Annotated in this window: 14 protein-coding genes; 8 read left to right on the top strand and 6 right to left on the bottom strand. The window is 70.3% G+C overall.

All coding sequences use genetic code 11. The features are described 5' to 3' along the window. Window positions 1-98: 98 nt before the first annotated feature. Window positions 99-524, bottom strand: coding sequence for a hypothetical protein (locus ACFVVA_RS14325; protein WP_387689205.1), 426 nt, complete (start codon window positions 522-524; stop codon window positions 99-101). Window positions 525-920: 396 nt separating this feature from the next. Between ACFVVA_RS14325 and ACFVVA_RS14330 the strand changes: the two genes are divergently transcribed. From ACFVVA_RS14330 to ACFVVA_RS14350, 5 genes are all read left to right on the top strand, one after another. After that, window positions 921-1,541 (top strand): heme-copper oxidase subunit III, encoded by a 621-nt coding sequence (locus ACFVVA_RS14330; RefSeq protein ID WP_049651835.1) that lies wholly within the window; start codon window positions 921-923, stop codon window positions 1,539-1,541. A gap of 187 nt (window positions 1,542-1,728) precedes the next feature. Next, window positions 1,729-2,538, top strand: a complete 810-nt coding sequence (locus ACFVVA_RS14335; protein ID WP_316520844.1) for a c-type cytochrome — start codon at window positions 1,729-1,731, stop codon at window positions 2,536-2,538. Between the two features lie 8 nt (window positions 2,539-2,546). Continuing rightward, window positions 2,547-3,599, top strand: a complete 1,053-nt coding sequence (locus tag ACFVVA_RS14340; RefSeq protein WP_359897056.1) for a Rieske 2Fe-2S domain-containing protein — start codon at window positions 2,547-2,549, stop codon at window positions 3,597-3,599. Next, window positions 3,596-5,257, top strand: a complete 1,662-nt coding sequence (locus ACFVVA_RS14345; protein ID WP_387689210.1) for a cytochrome bc complex cytochrome b subunit — start codon at window positions 3,596-3,598, stop codon at window positions 5,255-5,257. The genes ACFVVA_RS14340 and ACFVVA_RS14345 overlap by 4 nt, the downstream gene beginning before the upstream one ends. 121 nt (window positions 5,258-5,378) lie before the next feature. Continuing rightward, complete coding sequence (locus tag ACFVVA_RS14350) at window positions 5,379-5,750, top strand: GntR family transcriptional regulator (RefSeq protein WP_387689213.1); 372 nt, start codon at window positions 5,379-5,381, stop codon at window positions 5,748-5,750. Between the two features lie 19 nt (window positions 5,751-5,769). Here ACFVVA_RS14350 and ACFVVA_RS14355 read toward each other — a convergent pair whose 3' ends face one another. From ACFVVA_RS14355 to coxB, 4 genes are all read right to left on the bottom strand, one after another. Then, window positions 5,770-7,026, bottom strand: coding sequence for an Ig-like domain-containing protein (locus tag ACFVVA_RS14355; RefSeq protein WP_387689216.1), 1,257 nt, complete (start codon window positions 7,024-7,026; stop codon window positions 5,770-5,772). A gap of 188 nt (window positions 7,027-7,214) precedes the next feature. Then, window positions 7,215-7,631, bottom strand: a complete 417-nt coding sequence (locus tag ACFVVA_RS14360; protein ID WP_359897049.1) for a cytochrome c oxidase subunit 4 — start codon at window positions 7,629-7,631, stop codon at window positions 7,215-7,217. After that, window positions 7,631-9,406 (bottom strand): cytochrome c oxidase subunit I, encoded by a 1,776-nt coding sequence (gene ctaD / locus ACFVVA_RS14365; protein WP_387689219.1) that lies wholly within the window; start codon window positions 9,404-9,406, stop codon window positions 7,631-7,633. The genes ACFVVA_RS14360 and ctaD overlap by 1 nt, the downstream gene beginning before the upstream one ends. Beyond that, the gene (gene coxB, locus ACFVVA_RS14370; RefSeq protein WP_387689222.1) at window positions 9,403-10,257 is read right to left on the bottom strand and encodes a cytochrome c oxidase subunit II; all 855 of its coding nucleotides are present in this window, start codon (window positions 10,255-10,257) and stop codon (window positions 9,403-9,405) included. Before coxB ends, ctaD begins: the two co-directional genes overlap by 4 nt. A 369-nt stretch (window positions 10,258-10,626) precedes the next feature. Between coxB and ACFVVA_RS14375 the strand changes: the two genes are divergently transcribed. After that, the gene (locus ACFVVA_RS14375) at window positions 10,627-12,033 is read left to right on the top strand and encodes a cysteine desulfurase/sulfurtransferase TusA family protein (protein WP_387689224.1); all 1,407 of its coding nucleotides are present in this window, start codon (window positions 10,627-10,629) and stop codon (window positions 12,031-12,033) included. Between the two features lie 10 nt (window positions 12,034-12,043). Here the strand turns inward: ACFVVA_RS14375 and ACFVVA_RS14380 are convergent, their stop codons facing one another. After that, window positions 12,044-13,021, bottom strand: a complete 978-nt coding sequence (locus tag ACFVVA_RS14380) for a carbohydrate kinase family protein (protein WP_387689227.1) — start codon at window positions 13,019-13,021, stop codon at window positions 12,044-12,046. 273 nt (window positions 13,022-13,294) lie between these two features. On the opposite strand from ACFVVA_RS14380, the gene ACFVVA_RS14385 reads away from it, so the two are divergent. Beyond that, the gene (locus ACFVVA_RS14385; protein ID WP_359897043.1) at window positions 13,295-13,501 is read left to right on the top strand and encodes a hypothetical protein; all 207 of its coding nucleotides are present in this window, start codon (window positions 13,295-13,297) and stop codon (window positions 13,499-13,501) included. Window positions 13,502-13,613: 112 nt separating this feature from the next. Further along, entirely contained in the window at window positions 13,614-14,303 is a 690-nt protein-coding gene (locus tag ACFVVA_RS14390) for a hypothetical protein (protein WP_387689230.1), read from the top strand. Window positions 14,304-14,453: the final 150 nt, after the last annotated feature.

The raw sequence follows: 14,453 nt of genomic DNA on the forward strand, positions 1-14,453 counted from the left end.
GGTTCCCCGCTCCGGGGGGACGTCCGTACGGATGGAGCCAGCCTATCGAGCGAAGCGGCCGCTTCTACCCCCCTCTTTTCCAGTTGCCGGGGGGGAATTCAGCGGACGGCCGGAGTCCGCTTCGCCAGCCGCGCCCGCAGCAGGGTGGCGACCGCCCCGGCCAGCGCCACCGGCTCCACCGGGCGGGAGATGGCGGCGTCCGCCCGGCTCCAGGCGGCGAGCCAGGAGTCCTGCGGCCGGCCGATCAGCACCAGCACCGGCGGGCAGCCGTAGATCTCGTCCTTGAGCTGGCGGCCGAGCCCCAGCCCCCCGGCCGGAACGGCCTCGCCGTCCAGCACGCAGAGGTCCACGCCCCCCTTCTCCAGTGCCTTGAGCACCGCGGGGGTGGTCGCGCACTCCAGGTAGGACAGTTCCGGAAGATCCTCGGCGGGCCGACGGCCGAGCGCCGTCAGCACCTGCTCGCGGGTGTTGCGGTCGTCGCTGTAGACGAGGACGGTGAGCGTCTCATCGGTCGTGTACGCCATGGACCCTGCTCCCTCAAGTGTGATCCGGACCACGTTCGCCTGATCCGGATGCTACTCCCGATCACCGTCCGCCGAGTCCCCCTCGCGCACGATCCGTCCCGAGCCGCCGCGCCCCGGGCTCACCCGCCCGGAGGACGGCCCGTCACCCGATCCCGTCCAGTCCACCCGTACGGCCGACCCCGGGCTCGTCCCCTTACCTCCCGCGGCTGCTCCGACCGTGCAGCGACGCGCCGGGCAACGGGGTCGCGGGCCCCTCCGAGGAACCATCAGAAAAGGGACACGCCGCTGCTCAACCCCCGTCCGGGCACCCCGGCACCCCTCAAGGGGGCATACCGCACGCACCGGACACTCCGAGGGACACCCCCCGACGTGAAGACGGAATAAGGGACCGACATAATGTCCGTCGTGGCGACAGCAACAGCAGTAGAAACCGGGCACGCGCACGGATCGGTCAACCGGCCGAACATGGTCAGCGTCGGAACGATCGTCTGGCTCAGTTCCGAGTTGATGTTCTTCGCGGCCCTCTTCGCGATGTACTTCACGCTCCGCTCCGTCAAGGGGCCGGAGTTCTGGACCGAGAAGGCCCACGCCCTCAACGTGCCCTTCTCCTCGGTCAACACCACGATCCTGGTGCTCTCCTCGCTCACCTGCCAGCTCGGCGTGTTCGCTGCCGAGCGCGGTGACGTGAAGAAGCTCCGGGCGTGGTTCATCCTCACGTTCGCCATGGGCGCGGTCTTCATCGGCGGCCAGGTCTTCGAGTACACCGAGCTGGTCAAGAAGGACGGCCTGTCGCTGTCCTCCGACCCGTACGGCACGGTGTTCTACCTGACCACCGGCTTCCACGGGCTGCACGTGACGGGTGGTCTGATCGCCTTCCTGCTGGTCCTGGGACGGACGTACGCAGCCAAGCGCTTCACGCACGAGCAGGCCACCGCGGCGATCGTCGTGTCGTACTACTGGCACTTCGTCGACGTCGTGTGGATCGGCCTGTTCGCGACCATCTACCTGATCAAGTAACCAGCTGATCAGGTCGCTGGCCACCGGCTGCGGCCCCCGCCCTCACCGGCGACGGGCCGCTTCTGCCGGTGCCGACGCTCCCACCGACCGACCGCGCGCGCAGCCCTAGACAGGCAGCCTCGTGCCGGCCAGACCGGCCGCCGGGTGCACCCACCAGTCGACCAGATCCTGACACCGGGGTTATTCCGTGAAAAAGCTCTCCGCACGACGGCGCCACCCATTGGCGGCGCTGGTCGTCCTACTTCTCGCCCTGGCGGCAACCGGGGGGCTGTACGCCGCGTTCGCGCCCGCCGACAAGGCGCAGGCCGACGTCGCCGCGCAGTCGCTCGCGATCGATGAGGGCAAGAAGCTCTTCGCCGTCGGCTGCTCCTCCTGCCACGGCCTGAACGGCCAGGGCAGCAGTGACGGTCCGAGCCTGGTCGGCGTCGGCTCCGCCGCTGTCGACTTCCAGGTCGGCACCGGCCGCATGCCCGCCCAGCAGCCCGGCGCCCAGGTGCCGCGCAAGAAGAACATCTACTCGCAGGCCGAGATCGACCAGCTCGCCGCCTACGTCGCCTCCCTCGGTCCCGGCCCGGTGACCCCGACGGAGGAGCAGTTCACCTCGACCAACCCCGAGGACATCTCCAAGGGTGGCGAGCTGTTCCGCACCAACTGCGCCCAGTGCCACAACTTCGCCGGCCAGGGTGGTGCCCTGACCAAGGGCAAGTACGCCCCGTCGCTCGAGGGCGTGGACGCCAAGCACATCTACGAGGCCATGCAGACCGGCCCGCAGAACATGCCGTCGTTCCCGGACACCACCATGCCCGAGGAGCAGAAGAAGCAGATCGTGGCCTTCGTCCGCCACACCACCAACGATGAGCCCAACCCCGGCGGTCTCACCCTGGGCAGCCTCGGTCCGGTGACCGAGGGTCTGTTCGGCTGGATCTTCGGCCTCGGCACGCTCATCGCGGTCGCGATCTGGGTCGCCGCCCACACCACCAAGGCCAAGAAGTCATGAGCCACGACATGTCAGAAGAGAAGCTCCCGGAGCCGCACGGCTCCGCCGGCGAGGTGGCCGATCACGGCAGCCCGTTCGCCGACCCGGGCCTGCCGGCCCACGAGCCCCGGCGCACCGACATCGACGAGCGGGCCGCCCAGCGCGCCGAGCGCCAGGTCTCGCTGATGTTCGTGATCTCGATGCTCGCCACCGTGGGCTTCATCGCCTCGTACGTGGCCATCGACCCGGACAAGATCGTCTACATCTTCCCGCTCGGTCACGTCAGCGCGCTGAACTTCGCGCTCGGCCTGACCCTGGGCATCGCGCTGTTCATGATCGGCGCGGGTGCGGTCCACTGGGCCCGCACCCTGATGTCGGACGTCGAGCTGCCGGCCGAGCGTCACCCGATCGAGGCGTCCGACGAGGTCCGCGCGGACGTCATCGAGCAGTTCAAGACCGGCGCCGCCGAGTCCGGCTTCGGCCGCCGCAAGATGATCCGCAACACCCTGATCGGCTCCATGGCGCTGGTCCCGCTCTCCGGCGTGGTCCTGCTCCGTGACCTTGGCCCGCTTCCCGAGAAGAAGCTCAAGGAGACCGGTTGGAAGGAGGCGACCGAGGCCAAGCCGCTGCCGCTGATCAACATGAACACGCTGCAGCCGATGAAGCCCGAGGACATCGTCATCGGCTCGCTCACCTTCGCCATGCCGGAGGGCCTGTCCACGCACAGCGAGGACTTCCAGCAGCGGATCGCCAAGGACGCCCTGATGCTGGTCCGCATCGCGCCCGAGGACATCAAGGACGAGAAGTCCAAGGAGCTCGGCTTCGAGGGCATCCTCGCCTACTCCAAGATCTGCACCCACGTCGGCTGCCCGATCAGCCTGTACGAGCAGCAGACCCACCACGCGCTCTGCCCCTGCCACCAGTCGACCTTCGACCTGGCGGACGGCGCCCGCGTCATCTTCGGCCCGGCCGGTCACCCGCTGCCGCAGCTGAAGATCATCACTGACGAGAAGGGCAACCTGGTCGCCACCGGCGACTTCGATGAGCCCGTCGGCCCGAGCTACTGGGAGCGTGCTCGATGAGTAGCGCGAGCAGCACCACGACCGGTGCCGCCAAGCCCTCCAGCACGCGTGAAAAGCCCGCCAACAAGTGGGAAGCCGCGGCTGACTGGACGGACGGCCGGCTGGGGATCTACTCCCTCGCCAAGGCCAACCTGCGGAAGATCTTCCCGGACCACTGGTCCTTCATGCTGGGCGAGATCTGCCTCTACACGTTCGTCATCATCATCCTGACCGGCGTCTACCTGACGCTGTTCTTCAAGCCCTCGATGGCCGAGGTCATCTACGACGGCTCGTACGTGCCGCTCAAGGGCATCCCGATGTCGGAGGCCTACGCCTCCACGGTGGACATCAGCTTCGAGGTCCGCGGCGGTCTGCTGATCCGTCAGATCCACCACTGGGCCGCCCTGGTCTTCGTGGCCGCGATGCTCGTGCACATGATGCGCGTGTTCTTCACCGGCGCGTTCCGCAAGCCGCGTGAGATCAACTGGGTCTTCGGCTTCCTGCTGCTGGTCCTGGGCATGTTCGACGGCTTCTTCGGCTACTCCCTGCCGGACGACCTGCTGTCGGGCACTGGTATCCGCTTCATGGAAGGCGCGATCCTCGCCGTCCCGCTGATCGGCACCTACGTCCAGATGTTCCTGTTCGGGGGCGAGTTCCCCGGCCACGACATCGTGCCGCGCTTCTTCACCATCCACGTGCTGCTGATCCCGGGCATCATGCTCGGCCTGCTGGTGGCGCACCTGATCCTGGTCTTCTACCACAAGCACACCCAGTGGGCGGGCCCGGGCAAGACCGAGAAGAACGTCGTCGGCATGCCGCTGATGCCGGTCTACATGGCCAAGGCCGGTGGCTTCTTCTTCCTGGTGTTCGGCCTCATCGCCGTCGTCTCGGCGATCGCCACGATCAACCCGATCTGGGCGTACGGCCCGTACCGTCCGGACCAGGTCTCCACGGACGCCCAGCCCGACTGGTACATGGGCTTCTCCGAGGGTCTGATCCGTGTCATGCCGGGCTGGGAGATCAGCGTCTGGGGCGGCCACACCCTCAACCTGGGTGTCATGATCCCGCTGGCGATCTTCCCGCTGGTCCTGGTCTCGATCGCGGTCTACCCGTTCATCGAGAGCTGGATCACCGGCGACAAGCGCGAGCACCACATCCTGGACCGCCCGCGCAACGCTCCGGTCCGCACCGCCCTGGGTGCCGCCTGGATCAGCCTCTACCTGGTGCTGCTGATGGGTGGTGGCAACGACCTGTTCGCCACCCACCTGCACCTGTCGATCAACTCGATCACCTACTTCGTCCGCGTCGGCTTCTTCGTCGTCCCGGTCGTCGTCTTCATCATCACCAAGCGCTGGTGCCTCGGCCTCCAGCGCCGTGACAAGGAGAAGGTGCTGCACGGCCGCGAGACGGGCGTCATCAAGCGCCTGCCGCACGGCGAGTTCATCGAGGTGCACGCCCAGCTGCCGCAGAAGGACCTGTTCAAGCTCACCGCGCACGACCAGAACCAGCCGGTCGAGCTGCCGGCCCAGACGGACGAGAACGGCGTGGCCCGCAAGGCCGGCGTCCTCACCCGCACCCGGGCCAAGCTCTCCCGCGGCTTCTACGGCGAGGGCAGCCAGATCCCCAAGCCGACCGCCGAGGAGCACCACGAGATCACCAGCGGCCACGGCCACCACTGATCCCGTAAGCGCCACCGCGCCACCCCGAGGGCCGCTGACCAGAGTTCTTCTGGTCGGCGGCCCTCGGGCTTTCCCAGGTCCGCCAGTCCCGTACCCGCCCGCCGCGCCACCAGGAGCCCCCGTGCAGCTCTCCGTCGACCCCGCCTCGGCCACTCCCCCGTACGAGCAGATCCGCGCCCAGATCGCCGACCGGGCCCGCTCCGGCGAGCTGCCGACCGGGCTGCGGCTGCCCACCGTCCGGGCCCTGGCCGAGGAGCTGGGGCTGGCCGCCGGCACCGTCGCCCGGGCCTACCGCGAGCTGGAGGCGGACGGCGTGGTGGAGACCCACGGCCGGCGCGGCACGCTGATCGCCGCCACCGGGGACGCCGCCCACCGGCTGACCGCCGAGGCCGCCGCCGAGTTCGCCGCCCGGGCGAGCCGCCTGGGCGTCTCCCGCGCGGACGCCCTGGCCGCCGTGGACACCGCCCTGCGGCTGGCCTTCCCGGAGGGCTGACGGGCCCGGGAGGGGCCCGTCAGAGGTCGGGGCGGATCATCCCCGCGGCGGGGGCCTGGGAGGGCGGTGCGGTGGTGCTGACGGGCTGTCCCGAGGCGCTGTGCTTGACCCAGTCCGTCCAGCCGATGTTCCAGTCCCCGAAGCCGTTGCCGAAGGACTCCATCGCGCCGCCCCGGCTGTTCACCACCGTCACCAGGTCCCCGACCCGGGTGTGCTGGTAGAACCACTCGGCGTTGCCGGTGCTCATGCCGGTGCAGCCGTGGCTGACGTTCTCGATGCCCTGCGAGCCGACCGACCAGGGCGCCGCGTGGACGTACTCGCCGCTCCAGGTCACCCGGGTGGCCCACTTCACGTCGAGGTCGTACGACTCCGTGCTGCCAGCGGCTATGCCGATGGTCTCGCCGTTCATCCGGACCGACCGCTCCTGGCCGAGCACCACCTTGACGCCGTTGCGGGTGTCGAAGCCGGGCTTGCCGGTGGTGACCGGGATGGTCTTCAGCACCTCGCCGTCGCGCTTCAGGGTGAGCTCGTGGGCGGCCGCGTCGATCACCGACTCCACCCGCTCGCCGATCCGCAGCTTCAGCGAGCTGCGGTCACCGCCGTAGAGGCCGTCCGCGATCCGGCTGCCGGTGCCGTCGAAGGCCAGCGAGACGGCCGTGCCGGCCGGCCAGTAGTTCTCCGGGCGGAAGTGCAGGTTCTTGTCGTCCACCCAGTACCAGGCCCCGGTGACGACGGGCTGGGAGCCGACCGTCAGGGCCCGCTCGACCTCCTGGCGGGCCTGCGGGTCCGTCACCGCCTCGGAGAGCTGCACGGTGAGCGGCTGGCCCACCCCGTAGACGCCGGTGCCGGAGGAGTCCGGGCCGAGCTTGGCGGTCAGCAGGCGCTGGGCGGCGACGGTGCTGAAGCTCGCGGTGGTGTCGCCGCGGCCGCCCCTGCCGTCGTCGGCGGAGATCCGCACCGTGTACGCCGTCGAGGCCTTCAGCCGGCCGGTGGTCCGCCAGCTGCGCTGGTCCTCCGCGAGCTTCCCGGCGATCACCCGGCCGTCCGGGCCGACCACGGTGACGTCGGTGAGCGTGCTGCCCTGGACGGCGCTCACGGTGACCGGCTGGGAGGGATCGGCCTTGCCGTCCGCCGAGAGGTGGACCAGCGGGGCCGCGTCGATCCGGTGCGGCCCGACGGGCTCCTCCTGCCCGGCCGTGCAGCCGGCCAGCGGGGCCAGCACTGCGAGGGCCAGCGAGATGCCGCCCAGAGCTGCGATTCCACGCCTGTCGGCCATGACCGCCTCCGAGGTTCGCACGATTGATCAGATCGTAGGAACGCCCCCCGGTGAAGCGACATCCGAGGGACTTCCCGTTCACCCACCGGAGTGAGGCCGTCATCCCGGGGACGCAGCAGGACCGGGGAACGCAGCAGGCCGGTCCCCCCGTGCGGGAGGACCGGCCCTGGTGCCATGAGGCGGGAACCCTACTGGTTCTGGTTCTCGCCCCGGTAGAACTCGAAGACCCATCCGAAGATGCCGATCATGATGATCGGGGCGGCCCAGAACATCAGCCACCAGCCGAAGATCACGCCCAGGAAGGCGAGCGCGCCACCGAGCGCCAGCGAGAGCGGCTGCCAGCTGTGCGGGGCGAAGAAGCCCAGCTCGCCGGAGTCGTCCGCGACCTCGGCCTCGGGGTTGTCACCCGCGCCGCTGTCCACCCGGCGGGCGGTGAAGGCGAGGTAGTACCCGATGAAGGCACACAGACCGAAGGCCAGGAACAGCGCGGTGGTACCGGCCGCCTCGATGCCCTTGTCCGAGTGGTTGGTCCACAGGCCGTAGGTCACGGCCATGGCCAGCACGAAGACCGACAGGCCCAGGAAGATCTTTCCCTGTTCCTTCATCAGGCGTCACCCTCCTTGTTGCCCTTGCCCAGCTTCGGGGCGTCGTACTTCGCCGGGGTCACACCGGCGAGGTGCTTGGCCGGCTCGCCGTGGTTCTCCAGGTAGTCCAGCGCGGCGATCTCCGGGTGGTGGAGGTCGAAGGCCGGGGATTCGGAGCGGATCCGCGGGAGGGTGAGGAAGTTGTGCCGCGGCGGCGGGCAGGACGTCGCCCACTCCAGCGAGCGGCCGAAGCCCCACGGGTCGTCCACGGTGACCTTCTCGCCGTACTTGGCGGTCTTCCAGACGTTGTAGAGGAACGGCAGGATCGACAGGCCGAGAACGAAGGAGCCGATGGTCGAGACGGTGTTCAGGGTGGTGAAGCCGTCCGAGGCCAGGTAGTCGGCGTAGCGGCGGGGCATGCCCTCCGCGCCGAGCCAGTGCTGCACCAGGAAGGTGGTGTGGAAGCCGAAGAACAGCGTCCAGAAGGTGATCTTGCCGAGGCGCTCGTCCAGCATCTTGCCGGTCATCTTCGGCCACCAGAAGTGGAAGCCGGCGAACATCGCGAACACGACGGTGCCGAAGACCACGTAGTGGAAGTGGGCGACGACGAAGTACGAGTCCGAGACGTGGAAGTCGATCGGCGGGGAGGCCAGCAGAACACCGGTCAGACCACCGAAGAGGAAGGTGACCAGGAAGCCGACCGTCCAGAGCATCGGGGTCTCGAAGCTCAGCGAGCCCTTCCACATGGTGCCGACCCAGTTGAAGAACTTCACACCGGTCGGGACCGCGATCAGGAAGGTCATGAACGAGAAGAACGGCAGCAACACCTGCCCGGTGACGTACATGTGGTGCGCCCACACCGTCACGGACAGACCGGCGATCGCGATGGTGGCCGCGACCAGACCGGAGTAACCGAACATCGGCTTGCGGCTGAAGACCGGGATGATCTCCGACACGATGCCGAAGAACGGCAGCGCGATGATGTACACCTCGGGGTGGCCGAAGAACCAGAAGAGGTGCTGCCACAGCAGCGCCCCGCCGTTGGCCGGGTCGAAGACGTGGGCACCGAACTTGCGGTCCGCCTCCAGGGCGAACAGCGCGGCGGCCAGCACCGGGAAGGCCAGCAGGACCAGCACCGAGGTCAGCAGGACGTTCCAGACGAAGATCGACATCCGGAACATCGTCATGCCCGGAGCGCGCATGCAGATGATCGTGGTGATGAAGTTGACCGCGCCGAGGATCGTGCCGAAGCCCGAGAAGGCCAGACCCATGATCCACATGTCGCCGCCGATGCCGGGCGAGTGCACCGCGTCGGACAGCGGGGAGTAGGCGAACCAGCCGAAGTTGGCGGCGCCGTTCGGGGTCAGGAAGCCCGCCACCGCGATGGTCGAGCCGAAGAGGTACAGCCAGTACGCGAACATGTTCAGGCGTGGGAAGGCGACGTCCGGCGCGCCGATCTGGAGCGGCATGATCCAGTTCGCGAAGCCGGCGAAGAGCGGCGTCGCGAACATCAGCAGCATGATCGTGCCGTGCATCGTGAACGCCTGGTTGAACTGCTCGTTCGACAGGATCTGGGTCCCGGGACGAGCCAGCTCGGCACGCATGACCAGGGCGAGGATGCCACCGATCAGGAAGAAGGCGAACGACGTGCCCAGGTACAGCGTGCCGATCGTCTTGTGGTCAGTGGTGGTCAACCACTTGATGATGGTCGAACCCGGCTTGCGGGTCCGCTGCGCCCCGACCGTGACGGCCTCGGCGCCCCCGCCGGCCGCGGCGGGCTCGTTGAGGATTGTCACTTCTCTTCACTTCCCATGGTGATCAGGCCGGAGGGCACCGCACCGTTCTGGCCCTTGGCGCGAAGCTCGGCCAGGTGCTTGTCGTAGTCGGCGCGGTCGACGACCTTGACGTTGAACAGCATGCGCGAGTGGTCGACGCCGCAGAGCTCGGCGCACTTGCCCATGTACTCGCCCTTGACGGTCGGCGTGACCTCGAACTTGTTCACCACGCCCGGCACGACGTCCATCTTCATCAAGAAGTTGACGGGCCAGAAGTCGTGGATGACGTCACGCGAGGTGAGGCGGAACTGAACCGACTCGTTGACCGGCAGCCAGAGCGTCGGAGCGTCCTTGGGCGTACCGACCTCGTACGCGGCGTCCCGGTTGGCCGGGTCGGGAGTCTCGGTGTTCTCGTAGTTGAACGCCCAGCTCCACTGGAAACCGACCACGTTGACGTAGTGCTGCGGCTTCTCGGAGGTGGCGGTCAGCTTCGCCTCGTCGCGGGCGACGAAGTAGAAGAGGACCGAGACGATGATGATGGGGACCGCGGTGTAGAGCGCCTCGATGGGCACGTTGTACCGGGTCTGCGGAGGGATCTCCACACCGGTGCGCCTGCGCCGGTGGAAGATCACGCTCCAGATGATCAGACCCCACATCAGTACGCCGACCACCAGCGCCGCGATCCAGGAGCCCTGCCACATCTGGAGGACCATGGGCCCTTCCTTGGTGACGGGACTCGGGAGGCCAAGCCTGGGGAGGTCGTTGGCCGAGCAGCCGGTGGCGGTCGCGATGACGAGGCCCAGTGCCAGCGCCTGAGGCAGCTTCCGCCGCATCGTGCGCCGCGGCGAGCGGTCGGAGCCGTTGGGACTCACGTAGCGCCTTCCCGAAGTCTCGCCCGCCTTCGCGTCGCCCCGGGGAGGAGTGTGAGCCTCCCCGGCGACCCGTCCACGGGCACGGTTTGAATGCTTATGCGGGCCAAACCCTACTCCAGCCTTATGCGCTCCTGACGGGCAGCCCCCGGTAACGCGCCGCCCGCTAGCCCGATCAGGCCCGGTGGGGGCTGCGTCGCAGGTCATCGTAGGCATTCGAGGTCCGTACGCCCGATCGGGGGATGACCTCGGACGACGCCCGTGACGGCCCGTCGGACGCGGACGAAGCGGACATTCGGGATGATCGACTGACGGCGAGTGAGCCGTGCGAGGGGCCCCTGACTCCGGCCGGGTGTGTCGTTAAATGTCACCGTGTACTTCGACGCGGCCTCGACGGCCCCTCTGCACCCCGTCGCGCGGCAGGCGCTGACCGCCGCCCTGGACGAGGGCTGGGCCGATCCGGCCCGGCTCTACCGCTCCGGCCGACAGGCCCGGATGCTGCTGGACGCCGCCCGCGAGACGGTGGCCGCGGTGCTGGGCACCCGGGCGGACGAGATCGCCTTCACCGCGAGCGGCACCCAGGCCGTCCAACTCGGCCTGCTGGGCGCGCTGACCGGGAACCGGCGGCGCGGCGGCCACTTCGCGCACTCCGCGGTGGAGCACTCCAGCGTGCTGCACGTCGCGGAACGCCACCTGGCGGGCGGGGGCGAGGTCTCGGTGGCGCCGGTGGACCGCGGCGGCCGGGCCGACCCGGCGGCCTTCGGCGCGCTGCTGCGCCCGGACACCGCGCTGGCCGCGCTGCAGAGCGCCAACCACGAGGTCGGCACGGTGCAGCCGGTCGGCGAGGTCGCCGAGCTGTGCGCCGAGGCCGGCGTCCCGCTGCTGGTGGACGCGGCACAGAGCGCCGGGCGGATGGACGTCCCGGCGGGCTGGTCGCTGCTGACCGCGAGCGCCCACAAGTGGGGCGGCCCGCCCGGGGTCGGGGTGCTGGCGGTGCGCAAGGGTGTCCGGTACTCCTCGCCGCTGCCGGCCGACGAGCGCGAGGGCGGCCGGGTGCCGGGCTACGTCAACGTCCCCGCGATCGTGGCCGCGGCCGCCTCGCTGCGCGCCGTGCGCGCCGAGGCCGAGCGGGAGAACAGCCGGCTGCACGCGCTGGTGGAGCGGATCCGCACCCGGGTGCCTCAGCTGGTGCCCGAGGTCGAGGTGGTCGGCGACCCGGTGCGGCGGCTGCCGCACATCGTCACCTTCTCCTGCCTGTACGTGGACGGGGAGGTACTGCTGACCGAGCTGGACCGGGCGGGCTTCGCGGTCTCGTCCGGCTCCTCCTGTACCTCGTCCACGCTGACGCCCAGCCACGTGCTGGCGGCGATGGGCGTGCTCACCGAGGGGAACGTGCGGGTCTCGCTGCCGTACGGGACGGCCGAGGCCGACGTGGAGCGCTTCCTCGCGGTGCTGCCGGACCTGGTGGCCGGCGTCCGGGCGCCGCTCGGGCTGGACCTGCCGGCGCCCGGGCCCGCGCCCGAACCGGCGGCCCGGGAGTCGCTGCTGGTCATCGACGCGCTGGGCAAGCGCTGCCCGCTGCCGGTGATCGAGCTGGCGAAGCGGATCGGCGAGGTGCCGCGGGGCGGCACGGTCGCGGTGCTGGCGGACGACGAGGCGGCCCGGCTGGACATCCCGGCCTGGTGCGGGATGCGCGGGCAGGAGTACGCGGGCGAGGCCCCGGCCGCCGAGTACGGCGGCGACCGGGGCTCGGCCTACTTGGTGCTGCGTCGCTCCTGAGCGGGGCGGACTACTTGACCAGGTGCGCGCTGATCTCGGCGACCGCCTCGGCGCCGTAGGCCTCCTCGAAGCGCTTCAGGAAGGCGGCCGGGCGCAGCTCGTACTCCTGGGTGCCGACGGTCTCGATCACCAGGGTGGCGAGCATGCAGCCGAGCTGGGCGGAGCGCTCCAGGTCGAGGTCCCAGGACAGGCCGGCCAGGAAGCCGGCGCGGAAGGCGTCGCCGACGCCGGTCGGGTCGACCTTGGCCTCCTCCTTGGCGCAGCCGACCAGGATCGGCGCCTCGCCCTTGCGCTCGATCCGGACGCCCTTGCTGCCCAGGGTGGTGATCCGGGTGCCGACGCGGGTGAGCAGCTCCTCGGCGCCCCAGCCGGTCTTGCTCTCGATCAGCGCGGCCTCGTACTCGTTGGTGAAGAGGTACGCGGCGCCGTCCACGATCTCGCGGATGTCGTCGCCCTCCAGGCGGGCCAGCTGCTGGGAGGGGTCGGCCGCGAAGGCGTAGCCGCGGGTGCGGCACTCCTGGGTGTGGCGGACCATGCCCTGCGGGTCGTCGGCGCCGATCAGGACGAGGTCCAGGCCGCCGACGCGGTCGGCGATCGGCTTCAGCTCGATGTTGCGGGCCTCGGCCATGGCACCGGTGTAGAACGAGGCGATCTGGTTGTGGTCCTCGTCCGTGGTGCACATGAAGCGCGCGGTGTGCCGGGTCTCGGAGATGTGGACGGAGTCGCAGTCCACGTTGTTGCGCTCCAGCCAGCTGCGGTACTCGGCGAAGTCCGCACCGGCGGCGCCGACCAGGATCGGGCGCAGGCCGAGCACACCCATGCCGAAGGTGATGTTCGGCGCGACGCCGCCGCGGCGGATGTCCAGGGTGTCGACCAGGAAGGACAGCGACACGGTGTGCAGCTGCTCGGCGACGAGCTGGTCGGCGAACCGGCCGGGGAACGTCATCAGGTGGTCGGTGGCGATCGAGCCGGCAACGGCGATACGCACGGAAGGTCTCCTCAGGATGGCTGCGGGGCCAACGGGCAGGCGGGGATGAACCCACCCACGGTACCCGGCCCCGGGGAGCGCCCAGGCAAGAGTGCCGCAAGTTGCCGCCCGCACGGCCATGGTGGCACCCGTGGCCCTCGAACGTGTACTACCTCCCGGTAGCACTGGTGGGCGGCCGGGCCCCTGCCTAGGGTCGGCCGTGGGGGCCCGTCGCGCGGGCCCCGCCGTCGACCGTGGCAGCGTGGCCACGGCCCTGGATCGGAGCGATGCCCGATGATGACCGACCACTGCTCCCCGCCCGTCCTGCGGACCGAGGACGGCGAGACGCTCGACGCCCTGGTGGACTCCTCCCGGCGGCTGCGCCGGTTCTGGCCGCAGCTCGCGGCCGGTCCGCAGCCCGCCACCCCCGCGCCGACCGGCTTCCGGGTCCCGTCCGGGGCGCAGCGGATGGTGGCCGGGATGGCCGAGTACGGCTTCTGAGCCCGCGCCGGAACGGATCCGGCCGGTACGGAACCGGATCCGACCGGAGCACGTCACATCCGCGCGGAGCGGCGAGGAAGCGGCACCGCTGAACCCTCGGGAGGATGTGCAGATGGAACCGGAGACGATGCCCCGGCGCGGTCGGCGGGCGGTGGCCCTGGCGGGTCTGGCGCTGGCGGCGGTGATGACGGTGGCCGGCTGCGGCGGGGGCGGCAAGCCCGCCTCGGACGCCGCGGCGAGCGGCTCGGCCGCCGCGTCGGCCTCGGAGAGTGCCTCCCCGCAGGCCCCGACGGACTCCGCGAGCCCGTCCTCGGCGGAGCCGACCGGGAGTTCCTCCGGCGCCTCGCAGCCGACCCGGCCGCCGGGCGGCTTCACGCCCACCCCGGCCTCGCCCGCGCCCGGGCAGCCGGCCCCCGCCACTCCCCCGGGCAACGGGATCGCGGTGGGCGAGCCGAACCCGAACGGTTCGGGCGCGCCCGTCCGTCCGCCGGTCGCCTACCGGGTGGACGGCACCACCAAGCTGACCGTCTACTTCTTCGGCGGGGTCTGCACCACGTACGCGCTGAAGGCGGACGAGTCCCAGCCGGGCCGGGTGGACGTGCTGGTCGTTCCGGGCCCGCCCACCGTCCAGCCGGGGCAGGTGTGCAACGCGCTGGCCAAGCGGCAGTCGGTCTCGGCCGACCTGCGCTCGCCGCTGGCCGGGCGGACCGTCGTCGACCGGACCAGCGGCCAGGAGCTGCCGCTGGAGGGCGACCCGCACATGGGGCCGGACCCGGTGAGCCCGGACGTCGCCGGGCGGTAGGCGTCCCCGCGGGCGCCGGGCGGCCCCGCGCGGGCGGGAAACGAGAAGGCGGCCCCGGGGTGTGGCCCCGGGGCGGCCTCCGCAGCGGGGCGAGCGGGAAGTGGAGCGGGGGGTTTTACACAAATACGAGCCCCCCCCGCTTAACATGAA

The sequence above is a fragment of the Kitasatospora sp. NPDC058048 genome, from assembly GCF_042885555.1.
GTDB lineage: Bacteria > Actinomycetota > Actinomycetes > Streptomycetales > Streptomycetaceae > Kitasatospora > Kitasatospora lactacystinica.

Bases quoted from the DNA above. Each gene is read 5' to 3' on its own strand.
- ACFVVA_RS14385 (WP_359897043.1), top strand. From the start codon at position 13,295: ATGATGACCGACCACTGCTCCCCGCCCGTCCTGCGGACCGAGGACGGC.
- ACFVVA_RS14355 (WP_387689216.1), bottom strand. From the start codon at position 7,026: ATGGCCGACAGGCGTGGAATCGCAGCTCTGGGCGGCATCTCGCTGGCC.
- ACFVVA_RS14340 (WP_359897056.1), top strand. From the start codon at position 2,547: ATGTCAGAAGAGAAGCTCCCGGAGCCGCACGGCTCCGCCGGCGAGGTG.
- ACFVVA_RS14345 (WP_387689210.1), top strand. From the start codon at position 3,596: ATGAGTAGCGCGAGCAGCACCACGACCGGTGCCGCCAAGCCCTCCAGC.
- ACFVVA_RS14360 (WP_359897049.1), bottom strand. From the start codon at position 7,631: ATGAAGGAACAGGGAAAGATCTTCCTGGGCCTGTCGGTCTTCGTGCTG.
- ACFVVA_RS14390 (WP_387689230.1), top strand. From the start codon at position 13,614: ATGGAACCGGAGACGATGCCCCGGCGCGGTCGGCGGGCGGTGGCCCTG.
- ACFVVA_RS14325 (WP_387689205.1), bottom strand. From the start codon at position 524: ATGGCGTACACGACCGATGAGACGCTCACCGTCCTCGTCTACAGCGAC.
- ACFVVA_RS14330 (WP_049651835.1), top strand. From the start codon at position 921: ATGTCCGTCGTGGCGACAGCAACAGCAGTAGAAACCGGGCACGCGCAC.